This is a genomic window from Protaetiibacter sp. SSC-01, from assembly GCF_014483895.1.
GTDB lineage: Bacteria > Actinomycetota > Actinomycetes > Actinomycetales > Microbacteriaceae > Homoserinibacter.
Window position 1 is genome coordinate 847,827 of record NZ_CP059987.1, and the last position, 17,969, is coordinate 865,795.

The 17,969-nt window shown below is 71.0% G+C and carries 15 protein-coding genes; 14 read left to right on the top strand and 1 reads right to left on the bottom strand.

All coding sequences use genetic code 11. The features are described from left to right. Positions 1–16: 16 nt before the first annotated feature. The 12 genes from hydA to H4J02_RS04030 all read left to right on the top strand — a co-directional run bounded on the left by hydA (position 17) and on the right by H4J02_RS04030 (position 11,211). Positions 17–1,450, top strand: coding sequence for a dihydropyrimidinase (hydA, locus tag H4J02_RS03975; RefSeq protein WP_187675818.1), 1,434 nt, complete (start codon positions 17–19; stop codon positions 1,448–1,450). 10 nt (positions 1,451–1,460) lie between these two features. Then, a complete protein-coding gene (locus H4J02_RS03980) occupies positions 1,461–2,492 on the top strand; it encodes a TIGR03842 family LLM class F420-dependent oxidoreductase (protein ID WP_187675819.1) in 1,032 nt (343 codons plus the stop codon). Further along, the gene (locus H4J02_RS03985) at positions 2,489–3,433 is read left to right on the top strand and encodes an ABC transporter permease (protein ID WP_187675820.1); all 945 of its coding nucleotides are present in this window, start codon (positions 2,489–2,491) and stop codon (positions 3,431–3,433) included. Before H4J02_RS03980 ends, H4J02_RS03985 begins: the two co-directional genes overlap by 4 nt. Further along, complete coding sequence (locus H4J02_RS03990; RefSeq protein ID WP_187675821.1) at positions 3,430–4,224, top strand: ABC transporter ATP-binding protein; 795 nt, start codon at positions 3,430–3,432, stop codon at positions 4,222–4,224. Before H4J02_RS03985 ends, H4J02_RS03990 begins: the two co-directional genes overlap by 4 nt. After that, entirely contained in the window at positions 4,221–5,000 is a 780-nt protein-coding gene (locus H4J02_RS03995) for an ABC transporter permease (RefSeq protein ID WP_187675822.1), read from the top strand. The genes H4J02_RS03990 and H4J02_RS03995 overlap by 4 nt, the downstream gene beginning before the upstream one ends. 121 nt (positions 5,001–5,121) lie before the next feature. Beyond that, a complete protein-coding gene (locus tag H4J02_RS04000) occupies positions 5,122–6,294 on the top strand; it encodes an ABC transporter substrate-binding protein (RefSeq protein WP_187675823.1) in 1,173 nt (390 codons plus the stop codon). 85 nt (positions 6,295–6,379) lie between these two features. Further along, positions 6,380–7,696, top strand: coding sequence for an aspartate aminotransferase family protein (locus H4J02_RS04005; RefSeq protein ID WP_187675824.1), 1,317 nt, complete (start codon positions 6,380–6,382; stop codon positions 7,694–7,696). A gap of 105 nt (positions 7,697–7,801) precedes the next feature. Further along, a complete protein-coding gene (locus tag H4J02_RS04010) occupies positions 7,802–8,332 on the top strand; it encodes a DUF177 domain-containing protein (RefSeq protein ID WP_262406210.1) in 531 nt (176 codons plus the stop codon). A 49-nt stretch (positions 8,333–8,381) separates the two neighbouring features. After that, positions 8,382–8,585 carry a 50S ribosomal protein L32 gene (rpmF, locus tag H4J02_RS04015; RefSeq protein WP_187675825.1) on the top strand — a complete coding sequence of 68 codons (204 nt, stop codon included), beginning with the start codon at positions 8,382–8,384 and terminating at the stop codon, positions 8,583–8,585. 49 nt (positions 8,586–8,634) lie between these two features. Next, positions 8,635–9,303 carry a ribonuclease III gene (gene rnc, locus H4J02_RS04020; RefSeq protein WP_262406296.1) on the top strand — a complete coding sequence of 223 codons (669 nt, stop codon included), beginning with the start codon at positions 8,635–8,637 and terminating at the stop codon, positions 9,301–9,303. A gap of 12 nt (positions 9,304–9,315) precedes the next feature. Beyond that, positions 9,316–10,260: a bifunctional DNA-formamidopyrimidine glycosylase/DNA-(apurinic or apyrimidinic site) lyase gene (gene mutM, locus H4J02_RS04025; RefSeq protein WP_187675827.1), complete on the top strand. Its 945-nt coding sequence runs from the start codon at positions 9,316–9,318 to the stop codon at positions 10,258–10,260. 147 nt (positions 10,261–10,407) lie between these two features. Beyond that, positions 10,408–11,211 (top strand): Bax inhibitor-1/YccA family protein, encoded by an 804-nt coding sequence (locus tag H4J02_RS04030; protein WP_187675828.1) that lies wholly within the window; start codon positions 10,408–10,410, stop codon positions 11,209–11,211. A gap of 60 nt (positions 11,212–11,271) precedes the next feature. Here the strand turns inward: H4J02_RS04030 and H4J02_RS04035 are convergent, their stop codons facing one another. Further along, the gene (locus tag H4J02_RS04035) at positions 11,272–12,348 is read right to left on the bottom strand and encodes a GNAT family N-acetyltransferase (protein ID WP_187675829.1); all 1,077 of its coding nucleotides are present in this window, start codon (positions 12,346–12,348) and stop codon (positions 11,272–11,274) included. 241 nt (positions 12,349–12,589) lie between these two features. Here H4J02_RS04035 and smc point away from each other — a divergent pair, with 241 nt between their 5' ends. Then, a complete protein-coding gene (gene smc / locus H4J02_RS04040) occupies positions 12,590–16,153 on the top strand; it encodes a chromosome segregation protein SMC (RefSeq protein ID WP_187675830.1) in 3,564 nt (1,187 codons plus the stop codon). 99 nt (positions 16,154–16,252) lie between these two features. Continuing rightward, entirely contained in the window at positions 16,253–17,944 is a 1,692-nt protein-coding gene (locus H4J02_RS04045) for a hypothetical protein (protein ID WP_187675831.1), read from the top strand. The last annotated feature ends 25 nt before the right edge of the window (positions 17,945–17,969 follow it).

A 17,969-nucleotide genomic window follows, 5' to 3' on the forward strand; every position in this document is an offset into this window, starting at 1 on the left:
CCGAAGGAGCACCACGATGGCAACGACACTCATCAAGGGCGGGACGGTCGTCACCGCCACGGGACGCAGCGAGGCGGATGTCCTCGTCGACGGCGAGCAGATCGTCGCGGTCCTGAGCCCCGGCTCGCAGCTGCTCGGCACGGACCTCACGCAGGGCGTCGACACGGTCGTCGACGCCACCGGCAAGTACGTGATCCCCGGCGGCATCGACGCGCACACCCACATGGAGCTGCCCTTCGGCGGCACCTTCGCATCCGACACGTTCGAGACCGGCACGCGTGCCGCGGCCCACGGCGGCACCACGACCATCATCGACTTCGCGGTGCAGACCTACGGCCAGAAGGTCATGGACGGCCTCGCGGCGTGGCACGAGAAGGCCGCGGGCAACTGCGCCATCGACTACGCCTTCCACCAGATCATCGGCGGAGTCGACGCGGACTCGCTCGCCGTGCTGCCGACCCTCGTCGACGAGGGCATCACGAGCTTCAAGCTCTTCATGGCCTACCCGGGCGTCTTCTACTCGGACGACGCCCAGATCCTCAAGGCCATGCAGGTCGCAGCCGACACGGGACTGCTCACGATGATGCACGCCGAGAACGGGCCCGTCATCGACGTGCTCGCGGCGCAGCTCGCCGAGGCCGGCAAGACCGACCCCTACTTCCACGGCATCGCACGTGCCTGGCAGATGGAGGAGGAGGCCACCCACCGCGCGATCATGATCGCGCAGCTGACCGGCGCACCCCTCTACGTCGTGCACGTCTCGGCGAAGCAGGCGGTCGAGCAGCTCGCGGCCGCCCGCGACCGCGGCCAGAACGTGTTCGGGGAGACCTGCCCCCAGTACCTCTACCTCTCGCTGGAGGAGCAGCTGGGTGCATCGAGCGACGAGTGGGGCGCTTTCGAGGGCGCCAAGTGGGTGTGCTCCACGCCGCTGCGTTCGCGCGAAGAGGGTCACCAGCACTCCATGTGGCAGGCTCTCCGGACCAACGACCTGCAGATGGTGTCGACCGACCACTGCCCGTTCTGCATGAAGGGGCAGAAGGACCTCGGCCTCGGCGACTTCCGCAAGATCCCGAACGGCATCGGCACCGTCGAGCACCGCATGGACCTCATGTACCAGGGCGTCGTGACGGGCGAGATCAGCCTCGAGCGCTGGGTCGAGCTCACGAGCACGACCCCCGCGCGCATGTTCGGCCTCTACGGCAAGAAGGGCGTCATCCAGCCGGGCGCGGACGCCGACATCGTCGTGTACGACCCGAACGGTCACACGAAGATCAGCGCGGAGACCCACCACATGAACATGGACCACTCCGCGTGGGAGGGCTTCGAGGTCGACGGCAAGGTCGACACCGTGCTCTCGCGCGGCAAGGTCATCGTCGACGGCGACCAGTACCTGGGCGCCAAGGGAGACGGCCGCTTCGTCAAGCGCGGTCTCTCCCAGTACCTCATCTGAAAGGCTCGAATTGGACTTCGGAGCAGTAATCCAGACGAACCCGCCCGCCTCCCGGACGGTTCACCTCGCGAAGCTCGCCGAGCAGTACGGGTTCGACTACGCGTGGACGTTCGACTCCCACATCCTGTGGCAGGAGCCGTACGTCATCTACAGCCAGATCCTCGCGGAGACGCGCAAGATCAAGGTCGGCCCGTTCGTCACCAACCCGGCGACGCGCGACTGGACCGTGACGGCATCCACGTTCGCGACGCTCAACGAGATGTACGGCAACCGCACGGTCGTCGGCATCGGCCGCGGCGACTCGGCGGTGCGCGTCACCAACGGCAAGCCCACGACCCTCAAGGAGCTGCGCGAGTCGGTGCACGTCATCCGCGAGCTCGGCAACAGCCGCGCCGTGGAGCACAACGGCTCGACGCTGCAGTTCCCGTGGTCGAAGGGCTCGGAGCTCGAGGTGTGGGTGGCCGCCTACGGCCCCCTCGCCCTCAAGCTCACGGGTGAGGTCGCCGACGGCTTCATCCTGCAGCTCGCCGACGTCGACATCGCCAAGTGGATGATCACGACGGTGCGCGACGCGGCCGAGGCCGCGGGCCGCGACCCCGACGCGATCACCTTCTGCGTCGCGTCGCCCTTCTACATCGGCGACAGCTCCGACCCCGCGACGATGCAGCACATGCGCGACCAGTGCCGCTGGTTCGGCGGCATGGTGGGCAACCACGTGGCCGACATCGTCGAGAAGTACGGATCGAGCGGTGCCGTTCCGAAGGCCCTCACCGACTACATCGAGGGCCGCAAGGGCTACGACTACAACTCGCACGGCAAGGCGGGCAACGACCACGTCGACTTCGTGCCGGATGAGATCGTCGACCGGTTCTGCATGCTCGGCACCGCCGACGACCACATCGCGAAGCTCGAGGAGCTCAAGTCGATCGGCGTCGACCAGTTCGCCGGCTACCTCATGCACGACAACAAGGAGGAGACCCTCCGCGTGTACGGCGAGACGGTGATCCCGGCCCTGCAAGAGACGGTCAAGGCCAAGTCGTGACCGAGTTCGCCCGGTCCGCGTCCCCCGTCGCCGCTCGTCGGCGTGCGACGGGACGCGGCTGGGCGGCCGCGCTCTGGGGCGCCGTGGGCGTCGTCGCGGTCGCCGTGATCTGGGAGCTCTACAAGTTCCTCGGGCCCGCCGAGGGGGTCACGATCGGGCAGGTCGAGGGTCAGACCGGCTCGGGCGTCATGATCCTGCCGCGCACCCACGACCGCGCGATGCCGCACATCTGGTCGATGATCGTGCGGCTCGGCGAGCCGACGAGCGGCGGCGCGACGCCCCCGCTCTTCGTCACGGTCGCCCAGGCCGCGCTCGTGACGCTCGGGATGGCGGCCGTCGGCTGGCTCATCGGCGTCGCGGTCGGCGCGATCCTCGGCCTCGTCATGCAGCGTTGGAAGCTGCTCGAGTGGGGCCTGCTTCCGTGGGTCGTCGTGAGCCAGATCGTGCCGCTCATCGCGTTCGCACCCGTCGTCAACGCGATCGGCAACCAGATCGACCGCTCGGGCACGCCGTGGCCGCAGTGGCTCTCGGTCGCCGTCATCGCGTCGTACCTCGCCTTCTTCCCCGTCGCCGTCGGCGTGCTGCGCGGGCTCGAGGCGCCCGACCGCATCCACGTCGACCTCATGCGCAGCTACGCCGCCGGGTACTGGGCGACGCTCTTCGGGCTGCGGCTGCCCGCATCCGTGCCCCACCTGCTCCCGGCCCTGCGCCTCGCGGCCGCGAACGCCGTGCTCGGCGCCGTCGTCGCCGAGGTGTCGATCGGCATGCGCGGCGGCATCGGGCGCATGCTCATCCAGCTCGCGGGCCAGGCCTCGAGTGACCCGGCCGCGCCGTGGGGGCCGATGTTCGGCTCCATCGCGCTCGGTCTCATCGCGGCGGGATCCGTCGCGCTCATCGGACTCGGACTCAAGAACTACCGCAGAGGAGAGGCGACGGCATGAGTGCTGATCTCGCAGTCAAGGCCGCCGGCGTCGGCAAGGTCTTCGACACCAAGGACGGCGACGTCGTCGCGCTCACGGGTGTCGACCTCGAGGTGCGGGCGGGCGAGTTCGTCTCGCTCATCGGTCCGTCCGGATGCGGCAAGTCGACGCTCCTGCGCCTCATCGCCGACCTCGACGAGGCGACGAGCGGCGAGCTCACGATCTTCGGCAAGCCCGCCCGCCGCGCGCGCATCGACCAGGACTACGGCATCGCCTTCCAGCAGGCGGGGCTGCTGCCGTGGCGCACGGTCGGCGCGAACATCGCGCTGCCGCTCGAGCTGCACAAGGTGGCGAAGGGGGAGCGCGAGGCTCGCGTCGCGCAGCTCGCCGAGCTCGTGGGCCTCACGGAGTTCGTCGACCGCTACCCCGATCAGCTCTCGGGCGGCATGCAGCAGCGCGTCGCGATCGCGCGCGCCCTCGCCGCGAGCCCCAAGCTCCTGCTCATGGACGAGCCGTTCGGAGCCCTCGACGAGATGACGCGCGAGTATCTCCAGAGCGAGCTCACGCGCATCGCCGCCGAGACGGGCGCCGCCGTCGTCTTCGTGACCCACTCGATCCCCGAGGCCGTGTTCCTCTCCGACCGCGTCGTCGTCATGAGCCCCCGTCCCGGACGGATCACCGACGTCATCGAGACGGGCCTCGGCGAGGCGCGCGACGAGTCGCTGCGCGAGAACCCCGCCTACTTCGAGAAGGTCACCGCGGTGCGCGAGGCGCTCCACGGCACCAAGGTCGAGAGGGCGAACGAGCGATGAGCTCGGCGGGCGTCGACACGCGCCTCCCGCAGTGGCTGCGGGTGGTCGCGCCGATCGGCGTGGGCGTGCTCCTGCTCGTCGTGTGGGCCCTCTACGTCGAGTTCGGCGACGCGCCCCGGATGCTGCCCAGCCCGATCGCGATCGGCGAGGAGTTCGCGCTCCGCTGGAACATCATCTGGGACGACATGGTCATCACGGCCACGAACGCCCTCATCGGCCTCACGGTCGGGTCGGTGCTCGCCGTCGTGCTCGCGGGCTCGGCCGCCGCGTGGCGCCCCGTCGACGGCATGCTCGCGCCCCTCGTCGCGGCGCTCGCCGTCATCCCGATCGTCGCGATCACGCCCATCCTCAACACGATGTTCGGGGCGTCGAGCCAGTTCGGCCGCCAGGCCGTCGCGATGATCGCCGCGTTCATCCCCGTCTTCATCAACGTGCTGCGCGGGCTGCGCCAGACGAAGCCCGTCCATCGCGACCTCATGCGCGCATCCGCCGCCACGAGCGGGCAGACGTTCCGGATGCTGACGCTCCCGACCGCCATGCCCTACCTCATGACGGGTCTGCGGGTCGCGAGCTCGCTCGCCGTCATCGCGGCCCTCGTCGCCGAGTACTTCGGCGGACCGTCCGACGGCATCGGCACGTCGATCGCCACCTACGCCAAGTCCGGCCGCGCCGCTCTCGCGTGGGCCTACGTGGGCGGCGGCATCCTCATCGGACTCGTGTTCTTCCTCATCACCGCGTTCCTCGAACGACTCGTGACGAGGCGCGCGCCGGGGTGACCCGGCACAGGCTCCACCGAAACACCCGCACCAGAAGCTCCACCTGCACCAGAAGCTCCACCCGCACCATCCCGAACACCAGGATCCCCGGATCCGCCACCACAGAACGAAAGGGAACAGCATGAGACTCAGCAAGAGGCACGGACTCGGGCTCGCGTCCGCGGCCGCCGTCACGGCGCTCGCTCTCTCCGCGTGCGCGGGTCCGACGGACTCCGACTCCGACGGCGCCGACGGCGACTTCACCCCGCTCACCTCCATCAAGCTGCAGCTGCAGTGGCTGCCGCAGGCCCAGTTCGCCGGTTACTACGTCGCTCTCGAGAAGGGCTACTTCGAGGAGGAGGGCTTCGACTCGGTCGAGATCGTCCCCTCGGGCGGCGACATCGTGCCGCAGGACGCGCTCGTCGCGGGCGACGTCGACTTCGCCGTCGCGTGGGTGCCGAAGGTGCTCGGCAGCATCGAGGCCACGGGCGTCGAGCTGACCGACATCGCGCAGGTCTTCCAGACCTCCGGCACGCTGCAGGTCTCCTGGAAGGGCGACGGCATCACCGAGGTCGCCGACTTCGAGGGCAAGCGCATCGGCTCGTGGGGCTTCGGCAACGAGTGGGAGATCTTCGCCGCCATGGCGGCCGAGGGCCTCGACTCGACGACCGTGTCGATCACGACGCAGGACTTCTCGATGAACGCCCTGCTCGACGGCGACGTCGACGCCGCCCAGGCGATGACCTACAACGAGCTCGCGCAGGTGCTCGAGACGGTCAACCCGGCCACGGGCGAGCTCTACACGCTCGACGACCTCGACATCGTCTCCTACGAGGACACCGAGGGTGCGATGCTGCAGGACGCCCTGTGGGCCGATACGCAGCGCCTCGAGGACGACCCGGCGTACGCGGATGCCGCGGTGCGCTTCCTGAAGGCCGTCGCGAAGGGCTGGCTCTTCGCGCGCGACAACCCCGAGGAGGCCGCCACGATCGTCTACGACATCGCGTCGAACGCCGAGGCCGCCTTCCCGGTCGGACCCGTGCACCAGCTCTGGATGATGAACGAGACCAACAAGCTCATCTGGACGGGCGCCGACTTCGGCGTCATCGACTCGGCCGCGTGGGACAAGACGGTCGCGGGCGCGCTCGCGGCGGTCAACCAGGACGGCCTCAACCTCATCACGGAGGAGCCGCCGGCATCCGCGTACTCGAACGAGTACATCGAGAAGGCGCTCGCCGAGCTCGCCGAGGAGGGCATCGACCTCTCGGGCTCCTACACTCCCATCGACGTCGTCCTCACCGAGGGCGGCCAGTAACACCCATCACCCGTCGGGGCGGGCGGCTTCCGGGCCGTCCGCCCCGTCACCCCGCCATCCGGCGGCCCAGCCAGGGAACAGATACATGAGCACCAACCAGCACACCCTCGACCTCGACCGCGCCCACGTGTTCCACTCGTGGTCGGCCCAGGGAGCGCTCGCGCCCTTCGTGATCGCCGGCGCATCCGGCACCGAGGTGTGGGACTACGACGGCAACCGCTACCTCGACTTCTCGAGCCAGCTCGTCAACGTCAACATCGGGCACTCGCACCCGAAGGTCGTCGCCGCGATCCAGGAGCAGGCCGCCAACCTCGCGACCGTCGCCCCCGCGCACGCCAACCTGCAGCGCGGCGAGGCCGCGGCGCGCATCCTCGCGAAGGCGGGCCCCGGTTTCGACAAGGTCTTCTTCACGAACGGCGGTGCGGATGCGAACGAGAACGCCATCCGCATGGCCCGCCTGTTCACGGGCCGCGACAAGGTGCTCTCCACCTACCGCAGCTACCACGGCAACACCGGCGCGGCCGTCGTCGCGACGGGCGACTGGCGTCGCGTGCCCAACGAGTACGCGCGCGGCCACGTGCACTTCTTCGGCCCCTTCCCGTACCGCTCCGAGTTCTGGTCGGACTCGCCCGAGCAGGAGACGGAGCGCGCCCTGCAGCACCTCGAGCGCGTCATCGTCTCCGAGGGTGCGAGCTCGATCGCCGCGCTCCTCCTCGAGGGCGTGCCCGGCACCGCGGGCGTCATCATGCCCCCGCCCGGCTGGTACGCGGGCGTGCGCGCGCTGTGCGACAAGTACGGCATCCTGTGGATCGCCGACGAGGTCATGTCGGGCTTCGGCCGCACGGGCGACTGGTTCGCGTGGCAGAACGCCGAGGTCAACCCCGACGGCGTCGTGCCCGACCTCATCACCTTCGCGAAGGGCGTCAACTCGGGCTACGTGCCCGTCGGCGGCGTCGTCATCTCCGACCCCGTCTCGCACACCTTCGACGACCAGGTGTTCCCCGGCGGCCTCACCTACTCGGGCCACCCGCTCGCCGCAGCGTCGATCGTCGCGTCGATCGACGCGATGGAGGAGGAGGGCATCCTCGAGAACGCAGCCGCGATCGGCCGCGACGTGCTGGGCCCGGGCCTGCGCGCGCTCGCGGAGTCGCATCCGATGATCGGCGAGGTGCGCGGCGTCGGCGTCTTCTGGGCGCTCGACCTCGTGACCTCGCGCGAGACGCGCGAGCCCGTCCCGGCCTCGACGATCGGCGCGCTCAAGAAGGAGCTCATGGCCCGCGGCCTGCTGCCCTTCGCAGCCGACAACCGCATCCACGTCGTGCCGCCGTGCACCGTGACCGCGGAGGAGTGCCTGCGAGCCCTCGCGATCCTCGACGAGGCGTTCACCGCCGTCGAGAACTGATCTCCGCCAAACGCTGCAGCGGTGGGCCAACCGCGGCGGACATCTCCGCCGCCTGACGCCCATCGCTGCAGCGTTTGCCATCACTCACGCGTAGAATCGGCGACCGTGCCTGCACACAAGAACCCCTACCTCGTGCCCGTGCACGACCTCATGCACCGCCCCGGCGAGATGCGTGAGCGCGTGCTCGAGTTCGACGCGCCCGAGCGCCTCGGAGAGGCCGTCGCCTTCGTGAAGGAGGGCACGCGCATCCGCATCGACCTGCGTCTCGAGGGCCTGCACGACGGCATCCTCGTCACGGGCGACGTCGACACGACGGCCGACGGCGAGTGCGTGCGCTGCCTCGACCCCGTCGAGCTCCCGCTCGAAGTCGAATTCCAGGAGCTTTTCGCGTATTCTGAGGACGAAGCTTTCGACTTCGCGATTCGAGACGACCACGTGGATCTCGAATCCGTCGTGCGGGATGCGGTGGTGCTGGCACTGCCGTTCCAGCCGGTCTGCCGACCGGACTGCCCCGGTCTCGACCCCACCACGGGGGAGAAGCTGGAGGACGGTGCCGTGACGCAGGACCGCGAGGTGACCGACCCCCGGTGGGCCGCGCTCGAGGGCTTCCGCCCCAGCACCACCGACACCGAATAGACCTCCGGCGCGCGCGCGAGCGCCGCCGAACACGAAAGAAGAGACAGCCATGGCCGTTCCCAAGCGCCGCCAGTCGCGTGCCAACACGCACGCCCGCCGTTCGCAGTGGAAGGCGTCCGTGCCGACCCTCGTGAAGACCGTCGAGAACGGCAAGGTCACCTACAGCCTCCCGCACCGTGCCAAGGTCGTCGAGGACTCGGTCGGCACCCCCCTGTACCTCGAGTACAAGGGCCGGAAGGTCGCCGACGTCTGAGGCCGTGCCGTCCGCACCCCTCCCGGACGGTGACGCAGACCACGCCGAGCTGAACTCGGTGCTGCAGCTCGAGATCGAACCCGAGCTGCTCACACTCGCGCTCACGCACCGCTCGTTCGCGTACGAGAACGGCGGCATCGGGCACAACGAGCGCCTCGAGTTCCTCGGAGACTCGATCCTCGGGCAGGCCGTCACGGTCATGCTCTACCTCGAGAACCCCGACGTCGACGAGGGCGAGCTCGCCAAGCGCCGCGCGAGCCTCGTGAGCTCCGCTGCGCTCGCGGAGATCGCCGGCAACATCGGCCTCGGCAAGTACCTGCTGCTCGGCCGCGGCGAGGAGCTCACGGGCGGACGCGAGAAGCAGTCGATCCTCGCCGACGCCGTCGAGGCGATCATCGGCGCCGCCTACCTCTCGGTGGGTCCCGAAGCCGCGACGGCGCTCGTCATGCGCCTCATCGCGCCGCTGCTCGCCGACCCCGACCGCTTCGGTGCCGCCATGGACCCGAAGACGAGCCTCCAGGAGCTCTCGACGCGCCTCGGCAAGGGACTCCCGCAGTACACGGTCACCGACTCCGGCCCCGACCACTCGAAGCGTTTCTCCGCGACGGTCGCCCTCGCGGGCGAGCCGATCGCGACGGGCGACGGCACGAGCAAGAAGCAGGCCGAGATGGCCGCGGCGCTCACCGCCTGGTCGATCCTGCAGCGCACCAAGCGCTGACCGGGAGCCGTCGTGCCCGAGCTGCCCGAGGTCGAGGTCGTCCGCGGCGGCCTCATCCCCGCCGTGACGGATGCCGTGGTCACCCGCGTGCGCGTGCTCGACGAGCGCTCGCTGCGCCGGCATCCGGGCCCCTCCGAGGATTTCATCGACCGCCTGACGGGCGTCTGCCTCGCCTACCCCTCGCGTCGTGGCAAGTACCTGTGGCTGCCGTTCCATGGCGCAGCGGGAGCTACGACCGCGCGGCGGGAGGCGTTTCTCCCGCCGTCGGGTCACGCCTCCAGCCGCGCCACGACCCCCGAGGCGCTTGTCGTGCACCTCGGGATGAGCGGGCAGGTGCTGCTGCGGGATCCGGATGCGGGGGTCGCGAAGCTCACGCGCATCGTGCTCGACCTCGCGCAGCCGGGCTACGGCCCCCTGCGGCTCGACTTCGTCGATCAGCGCATCTTCGGGTCGATGGCGATCGACGCCCTCGTGCCGACGCCCGACGAACCGGGGGAGCGGGTGCCCGCATCCGTCTCGCACATCGCACGCGACCCGCTCGACCCGCACTTCGACGACCGCGCGTTCCTCGACCGGCTCGCCCGCCGCGACACGACGATCAAGCGCGCCCTGCTCGACCAGACTCTCGTGTCGGGCATCGGCAACATCTACTCCGACGAGGCGCTGTGGGCCGCGCGCATCCACTACGACCAGCCGACGCGCACGCTCAGCCGAGCGCGCGCCCGCACGCTGCTCGCCGAGGTGCGCGTCGTGTTGCAGAAAGCGCTCGGGGAGGGCGGCACGAGCTTCGACGCGCAGTACGTCAACGTCAACGGCGCCTCGGGCTACTTCTCGCACTCGCTCAACGCCTACGGGCAGCACGGCAAGCCGTGCCCGCGGTGCGGCACGGGCATCGTGCGTGAGACCTTCATGAACCGCGGCTCCCACTTCTGCCCGCGCTGCCAGCGCATCCGCTGATCCGAGATCGTGGCGCAGCGGGAGCTACGACATCGCGGCGGGAGGCGTTTCTCCCGCCGCACGGTCACGGATCCAGCTGCGCCACGTTCAGCGGGGACGCGGGTTGCGCCGGTAATCTGGGGACAGGACCCGACGTAAGGACACGCCATGGCCAACCCTGCTTTCTCGACGAATCCCGCGTTCAACGGCAAGGGGGTGCCCGCGATCCCGACGCCGACCCCCGAGCAGCTGCAGCAGCAGTTCGAGCTGCCCTCGGCTCCGGATCCCGCTGCCGCGGCCCCGATGACCGTCGACGGCACCGTGCGCGTCTCGCTCGGCACCTTCGGCGTGCTGCTCGTGGGCGCGGCGATCGGCTGGGTCACCGTCGAGCTGATCCCGTTCCTGTTCATCGGGGCCGCGCTCGTCGGCTTCGTGCTCGCGCTCGTCAACATCTTCAAGCGCGAGCCCTCGCCCGCGCTCATCCTCGGCTACGCCGGCGCGCAGGGCATCTTCCTCGGCGGCATCTCGGCGTTCTACGAGGCGATGCTCCCGGGCATCGTCACGCAGGCGGTGCTCGCGACGTTCTGCGTCGTGGGCGTCACGCTCTTCCTCTTCGCGAGCGGCCGAATCCGCGCCTCGGCGAAGGCCACGAAGATCTTCCTCATCGTGACGGTCGGCTACCTCGTGTTCTCGCTCGTCAACGTCGGCCTCATGGTGTTCGGCGTCAACGACGACCCGTGGGGTCTCCGCAGCAGCGTCGTGATCGCCGGCATCCCGCTCGGCGTCATCCTCGGCGTGCTCGCGGTGCTGCTCGGCGCCTACTCGCTCGTGCTCGACTTCGACTTCATCCAGAAGGGCGTGCAGAACCGCATCCCGAAGAAGTACCAGTGGACGGGCGCATTCGGCGTCATGGTCACGGTCATCTGGCTCTACCTCGAGATCCTGCGCCTCATCGCCATCGCGCGACGCTGACGTACGACAGACGGACGAGCGGCCGCGGGGCTATCCCCGCGGCCGTTCTCGTCCGCCCGCTCACCTGAGGTCGAGCCGCCACGCCCCCTCGTACGCCATGGGCTCGAAGCCGAGCGCCTCGTTGACGGCGAGCATGTGCCGGTTCTCGTCGGCGTTCCACGTGATGACCGACGGCCGCGCCGGGAAGTCCTCCTCGAGCTGCTCGAGGTTCTCGAGCTTGAGCAGCATCCCAAGCGTGTGGCCGCGGTGCTCGCGCAGCACGAGCGTGTCGTCCTGCGTGGCGGCGCGCGTGGCATCCGTCGGCACGTTGAGCTGCGTGAAGCCCACGAGCCGGCCCGAGCCGACGTGCTCGACGGCGGCCGTGATCGTGACGGACTCGTCGCTCTCGTTGCGCTCCTCGTGGTCGACGACGCGCTCGGCCGTCCACACGTCCTCGGGCTCCTCGAGCCCCGCCTGCGGCGCATCCGTGCTCATGCGCGTGAAGAGCACGGCCATGTCGCCGAGGAAACGCTCGGGGGAGCGACCCACCCAGCGGTGCACACGGTACTCGTCGCCCGTGCGCTCGCGGGCGAGGCGGATGCGGGCGCGCAGCTCGTCGGGGTCGAAGGGCAGTCCCAGCCGGCTCGCCCGCACGACCTGCTCGAGGCGGTAGCCGCGCTGGAGGAGGAAGCGCACCTCGCGGTTGCCGGCGGGCAGCGAGCCCTGCCCGGTCGGCGGCACGAGACGCTCGCCGGGGCCGTCGGGGGAGACGACGTAGACGATCGCGTGCGAGTGACCGTCGTCGCGGGCGGCGGTCTCCACGTGGTCGGAGAGGGCGCGCCCGATGCCGCGACCCTCCGCATCCGGGTGCACGCGCACGTCGACCCAGCACGCGCCCGTGGGGTCGTCGAGCACACCCTCGATCATGCCGCGCGCGACGATCCTCCCCTCCGAGCGCACGACGAAGAGCCGGTGCGGTGCGTGCGGGTCGCTCCAGCTCGCGAGCAGCCGGTCGGCGTCGACGCGCACATCCGGTGTGCCGTAGCCGCGCTCCTCGGCGGCGTTGCGCACCTCGACCGTGGCGAGGAAGTCGGCGGCGGCCGGGCTCCCGTCGAGCGCGGCGGGGATCGGGACCTCCTCGACGACGATGTCGTTCATGCCCCCAGCATGCGCTATCCATGGTCGCGCTGCACCCTTCCACCTCCCGCGCCTGTCATCACTGCCGCCAGGGGCCTAACGCTGCCGCGTTTGGCACAGGGAGGCAGTGATACGTGGTGCGCGAGGCGGAACGGTGCAGCGGCTCGGGCGCGCTAGCGTAGAGCGGATAGTCGCGCGGCACGGCAGAGGCCGTCGCGCGGCACGAGCGACGCCGCGACACAGCACGAAAGGAGGTGGCCGGGTGCATCTGAAGAGCTTGACCCTCAAGGGTTTCAAGTCGTTCGCCCAGCCCACCACCTTCGCCTTCGAGAAGGGCGTCACGTGCGTCGTCGGGCCGAACGGCTCCGGCAAGTCGAACGTCGTCGACGGCCTCGCCTGGGTCATGGGCGAGCAGGGCGCGAAGACCCTCCGCGGCGGCAAGATGGAGGACGTCATCTTCGCGGGCACCGCGACGCGCGGACCGCTCGGCCGCGCCGAGGTGCAGCTGACGATCGACAACTCCGACGGCGCCCTGCCGATCGAGTACTCCGAGGTCACGATCTCGCGCACCCTGTTCCGCAACGGCGGCAGCGAGTACGCGATCAACGGCGAGCAGTGCCGCCTCCTCGACGTTCAGGAGCTGCTCTCCGACTCGGGCCTCGGCCGCGAGATGCACGTCATCGTGGGCCAGGGTCAGCTCGACCAGGTGCTGCACGCGACCCCCGAGGACCGCCGCGGCTTCATCGAGGAGGCGGCCGGCATCCTCAAGCACCGCCGCCGCAAGGAGAAGACGCTCCGCAAGCTCGACGCGATGCAGGCCAACCTCACGCGTCTCTCGGATCTCGCGGGCGAGATCCGCCGCCAGCTCAAGCCGCTCGGGCAGCAGGCCCAGATCGCGCGCGAGGCGCAGACGATCGCGGCGATCGTGCGCGACGCCCGCGCCCGCCTGCTCGCCGACGAGGTCGTCGAGCTGCGCAAGGCGATCACGGATGTCACCCGCAGCGAGTCGGAACGCAAGACCGAGCGCGTGGTGCTGCAGGAGCAGCTCGACCAGTCGAAGCTGCGCCAGGCGCGCATCGAGCAGTCGTCGAGCTCGGAGGCGGTCGACGAGGCCCGTCGCGTCGCGTTCGGCCTCGAGCAGGTGCAGGACCACCTGCGCTCGCTCTACACGCTCGCCAATCAGCGTCTGTCGCTGCTGTCGCAGCAGTCCGAGCTGCCGGGCATGGGCTCGACGCTCTCGGAGTCGCAGGTGCAGGACGCGTACGCCGAGGCCGAGCGCCTGCAGGGCGGCATCGCCGAGGCGGAGGCCGTGCTCGGCCGCGCGACGGCGGCAACCGCCACCGCGCGCGCGAGCCTCGACTCGCTCGACGAGGAGATCAGCGCCCAGTCGGCGCTCGTGAGCCAGCACGACCTCGAGCAGGGGCGCCTCGCGGGCGCCGTGCGCGCGGCCGAGGAGCGCCTCGGCGCCCTGCGTGCGCAGCTCGAGCGCCAGCGCACCGCGTTCGCGGCCGCCGAGGAGCGCCGCGAGACGGCACGCGCCGAGCTCGTGGCGCTCGAGGGCGATGAGGAGGGCGCCGCGGAGGACACCGAGCTCGCGGGCGCGGTCGAGTCGGCCGAGCAGGCCGTGAAGCAGCTGCAGGAGCGTGTCGACGCGCTCCGCGAGGAGCTCCACACGGCCGAGCGCGAGCGCGACGCCCTCGCCGCCCGCACGAGCGCCCTCACGATGGCGACCGACCAGCAGGACGGCTCGCAGCAGATCATCGGCCTGGGCGGCATCCGGGGTCTCGTCGCCGAGCACATCAAGGTCGAGGCGGGCTACGAGGCGGCGATCGCCGCGGCGCTCGGCTCGCTCGCGGATGCCGTGCTCGCCGACACGTGGGAGACGGGCGTCGCGGCGCTCGGCCACGCGCGCGAGGCCTCCGCGGGCCGCGTCGAGATCGTCGTCGCGGATGCCGCGGCACCCGCCGACCCGACGGGCCTGCCCGCGGGAGTGCGCTCGGCCGCATCCCTCGTGACGGGCCCGAACGGCATCCGAGGCGTGCTCGCGGGCGTCGTCGTGGCCGACGACATCGAGGCCGCGCGCGCGGCGTGGCCCGCGCTCGCGAAGCTCGGCGGCATCACCGTCATCACGCGCGACGGCGACGTGCTCGCCGAGCACGTGCTGCGCGGCGGCTCCGGCGCGGGCCGCAGCCGCATCGAGCTGCTCGCCGAGCGCGATGCCGCCGAGCAGAGGCTCGTGGGCGTCACGACGACGATCGAGCGCCTCGCGCACGAGCTCGCCGAGCACCGCGAGAAGCTCGACCTCGCCCGCATCGACCTCGTGCAGGCGCAGACGGCCCTCAAGGAGTTCGAGACCCGCCTCGCGGAGCGCAGCGAGGCTCTCGGGCGCTCGCGCGTGCAGCTCGAGGCCGCCGCCGCCGAGAGCGAGCGTCTCGCGGAGGCCATGGGCGGCCTCGGCGAGCAGGTCGCCGCCGCGGAGGCCGGACTCGAGAAGGCCGTCGCCGAACGCGACGCCCACGCCGCGACGCCGCGCCCCATGCTCGACGTCTCGGCCCGCGACGGCATGCTCGCCGATCTCGAGAACGCGCGCGCGATCGAGGTCGCGGCCCGCGTCGAGCTCGAGACCGCGCGCGAGCGTGTGCGCGCCGCGCGCGAGCAGGCCGATCAGCTGCAGCGCCGCCTCGACGCCGAGCGCGCCGCCGCGGAGGAGGCCGCGCGTCTCGCCGTCATCCGCCGCCACCAGATCGACGCCGCGCAGGGCGTCATCGAGGCCCTGCCCGCCGTGCTCGACACGGCCGACCGCTCGGTCGCCGAGGCGCGCGTCGCGCTCGCCGCGGCGGAGGCCGAGCGCGCCAAGCAGAACGAGGAGCTCAGCGAGCTGCGCCGCAACGAGGCCGTGCTGCGCGAGCGCCTCGCAGCCCTCAACGAGAACGTGCACGGCCTCGAGATGCAGGCCTACGAGAAGAAGCTGCACCTCTCGTCGCTGCTCGAGCGGGCCGCCGACGAGCTCGGCCTCGTCGAGGACGTGCTCGTGGCCGAATACGGACCGGAGGTGCCCGTCCCGGTCGACGAGCCCGTCGCATCCGCCGCCGCGAGCGATGGGGCCGAGGGCGAGGAGGGTGACGACGCCGAGCGCGAGGTGCGCACCGAGCCGTTCGACCGCGCGAAGCAGAAGACGCGCCTCGAGCGCGCCGAGCGCAAGTACGCGCAGCTCGGCCGCGTGAACCCGCTCGCCCTCGAGGAGTTCGCCGCGCTCGAGCAGCGCCACAAGTTCCTCACTGAGCAGCTCGCCGACCTCACGGCCACCCGCAAAGACCTCCTCACGATCATCGAGGAGATCGACGAGAAGATGCAGGACATCTTCGCCGCCGCCTTCGCCGACACGAAGGCCGCATTCGACGAGGTGTTCCCGCTGCTCTTCCCGGGCGGCACGGGCTCGCTGCACCTCACGAACCCGGATGACATGCTCACGACCGGCATCGAGGTGACGGTCAAGCCCGCGGGCAAGAAGATCGAGCGCCTCTCGCTGCTCTCGGGCGGCGAGCGCTCGCTCGCGGCGGTCGCGCTGCTGTTCGCGATCTTCACCGCCCGCCCGAGCCCGTTTTACATCCTCGACGAGGTGGAGGCGGCGCTCGACGACGCCAACCTCGGCCGCCTGCTGACGGTGATCGAGCGGTTGCGCGAGAACTCGCAGCTCATCGTCATCACGCACCAGAAGCGCACGATGGAGATCGCGGATGCGCTCTACGGCGTCTCGATGCGCCAGGACGGCGTGAGCGCGGTCGTCGGGCAGCGCGTCGCGACCGAGGCCGAGCGCGCGAGCTGACCCCCCCCGCATCCGGATGCCGCATCCGGATGCCGCGCCGCGGATCCGGGACACGCGCCCCTGATATCCGGGACGTGTGCACGCCTAGCCTCGTGCGACGTGAACCCCCGACGCATCCTCCACGCCTTCGCCGCGGGCGCCCTCGCGCTCGGCGGCGCGCTCGCGGTGGCCGCCCCCGCATCCGCCGACGACACCGCCGACCCCGCGAAGTGCGAGGGTGGCTACCGTACGAGCGGCGGCTACGAGCTCATCGACCTGCCCGAGCGCTACGTGCCCCCGCCGCTGCGCGGCACGGCGTGGGACTGCGCCGCCCACACGGCGAACTGGGAGCTCGGCGACCACGGCGACGCGCAGTACCTGCTCTACTGGATCGACATCGAGCCCGAGGCGGTGATCGACATCCTCGCGCGCTTCGAGCAGACCGGCTGGTACGACGACGAGGCGGTGATCGTCTCGAACTCCGAGGGCCGTTCGGAGAACGACCGCATGAGCGTCGCCGACCTCCGGGCCTGGGACCCCCTGCCCGGCTCGATCAACACGCGCTTCGGCGACCGCAACACGGGCAACGACATCATCCACTTCACCTACGGCGACGGCACGCTGTACCAGCCCGACCCCGGCTTCCCGGGGCAGTCGGTGCTCATGATCGACGTCATCGTCACGGGCGACTACGACCTCACGGGCGTCTCCGACCCGAGCGTGCTGAGCGGTCTGCGCACGATCGCGGAGGCCGCCCCGAGCCCGACGCAGGCGGCAGCGCTCGGTGGCACGGCCGTGTTCCTCACGCTCCTCGTGGCCCTGCCCGGCTACCTCGTCGACACCGTGCTCGACCGCCGCTGGGCGCAGCTGCGCGCGTGGTGGCGGCTGCGTCGGGCACGCGCCGCGGCGCGTAAGGGGCGACCGACGGATGCGGCTCCCGCGGCCTCCGCGGCATCCGTCCCGTCGCCCGGCAGCGCCGCCTCTGCGCCCTCGGCGCACGCCGCATCCGTCGCGCGCCCCGCCAGGCGCCAGCCGTCGTGGCTCGTGTGGCCCGGCTTCGCGGCGGCGTCGTTCATCGCGTGCTTCATCGACCCCTCGTTCGGGGTCAATCCGCTCTCGGTGCGCCTGTTCCTCACGATGTTCCTCTCGCTCTCGCTCGTGAACGTCGTGGGCTGGTACGCGGCGGCCGCGATCGTGCGCCGCATCGAGCCCGGGTCGCAGCCGCGCATCACCTTCCGTTGGGGCTCGCTGCCGCTCGTCGCGGGGGCCGTGCTCTTCGCGCGCCTGCTCGACTTCGAGCCCGGTGCCGTGTTCGGCATCGTCGCGGGCCTCACCTTCGTGACGGCGCTCGCGGCGTCGCGCGAGGCGCTCGTCGTGCTCGTCGGCGTCGGCATGGCGCTGCTCATCTCCGCCGTCGCGTGGGTCGGCTACAGCGCCTTCGCCCCGCTCGTCGAGGCGAGCCCGGATGCCGTGGTGCTGCGCGCGGCGACCGAGACCCTCAGCGCGGTCGTCGTGGAGGGCGTCTCGACGCTCCCGCTCGCGCTCCTGCCGCTCGCGGCCCTCGACGGGGCCGTCGTGTTCGGATGGCGCAAGCTCGTGTGGTTCCCCGTCTACCTCGTGGGGGTCGCGGCCTTCGGGCTTGTGACGTTCACGATCCCGGAGGCGTGGAGCGAGGTCGGCGACGACTACCTGCGCTGGGTGCTCGTGTTCGTCGTGTTCGCGGCGCTCGCGACCGGCGCGTGGGGCCTGGACCTGTGGCTCGAGCGGCGGAAGCGGGCCAAGGCGCAGCAGCAGGCGGTGCCGGTCGGCTAGTGTCCGGCTAGCGCTCGTCCGTGCC

What these genes read in the sequence shown, in the direction of transcription:
- hydA (WP_187675818.1), top strand. Translation starts at nt 17, where the DNA reads ATGGCAACGACACTCATCAAGGGCGGGACGGTCGTCACCGCCACGGGA.
- H4J02_RS03990 (WP_187675821.1), top strand. Translation starts at nt 3,430, where the DNA reads ATGAGTGCTGATCTCGCAGTCAAGGCCGCCGGCGTCGGCAAGGTCTTC.
- H4J02_RS03995 (WP_187675822.1), top strand. Translation starts at nt 4,221, where the DNA reads ATGAGCTCGGCGGGCGTCGACACGCGCCTCCCGCAGTGGCTGCGGGTG.
- H4J02_RS04000 (WP_187675823.1), top strand. Translation starts at nt 5,122, where the DNA reads ATGAGACTCAGCAAGAGGCACGGACTCGGGCTCGCGTCCGCGGCCGCC.
- H4J02_RS04005 (WP_187675824.1), top strand. Translation starts at nt 6,380, where the DNA reads ATGAGCACCAACCAGCACACCCTCGACCTCGACCGCGCCCACGTGTTC.
- rpmF (WP_187675825.1), top strand. Translation starts at nt 8,382, where the DNA reads ATGGCCGTTCCCAAGCGCCGCCAGTCGCGTGCCAACACGCACGCCCGC.
- H4J02_RS04030 (WP_187675828.1), top strand. Translation starts at nt 10,408, where the DNA reads ATGGCCAACCCTGCTTTCTCGACGAATCCCGCGTTCAACGGCAAGGGG.
- H4J02_RS04035 (WP_187675829.1), bottom strand. Translation starts at nt 12,348, where the DNA reads ATGAACGACATCGTCGTCGAGGAGGTCCCGATCCCCGCCGCGCTCGAC.